At 34.0% G+C, this 670-nt stretch carries 1 protein-coding gene; it reads left to right on the top strand.

Annotated elements, in window-relative coordinates:
- The first annotated feature begins 36 nt into the window (after positions 1-36).
- The gene (locus AC1DJR_RS32565; protein WP_000846743.1) at positions 37-609 is read left to right on the top strand and encodes a histidine phosphatase family protein; all 573 of its coding nucleotides are present in this window, start codon (positions 37-39) and stop codon (positions 607-609) included.
- Positions 610-670 lie beyond the last annotated feature (61 nt).

The following is a 670-nucleotide window of genomic DNA, read 5'->3' on the forward strand; positions in this document are numbered from 1 at the left end:
GTAATTGTAAAGGAACCTGGAAAAATGGAGGGAATTATGAAAACTTTCATATATATGGTGAGACATGGGGATTCACCGAAATCTGGAAAAGAAAAAACAAGAGGATTAACTGAAAAAGGAAAATTAGATGTTCAACGAATAACAGATGTATTACAAGGTGAGGGGATTGACATTGTTATCTCAAGTCCATACAATCGTTCAATTCTAACTGTTCAGCAGTTAGCGAAGCAAATAGGACAAGAAGTTTTAGTATTTGAAGACTTAAAAGAGAGAATTTTTATTGCTGAAGAGGAACGAATGTCGGATAAAGAATTATTCCCTTTGATAACAAAGTCATTTTTAGAACCCGACTTTGCTTTAACGGGAGGAGAGTCTAATGTCGACTGTCAGAAACGTGCTATAAAAGTCTTAAAAGAATTATTAAACACCTATCGAGGACAGAAAGTAGTATTAGGAACCCATGGAGCTGTTATGACTTTGATGATGGGGTATTATGATAGTAAGTATGATTTGAATTTTTTACTACAGACATCAAAACCAGATATATACAGAATGGAATTCAATGGACAGGAATTGGTGGAGATTAAAAGATTGTGGGAAATTGAATAGATTGACTTTATTCATCCATAGCTTTTCCCAATGACGTGTATTATAAACAATAGGGTTACTG

Source organism: Bacillus sp. 05T31 (assembly GCF_056396725.1).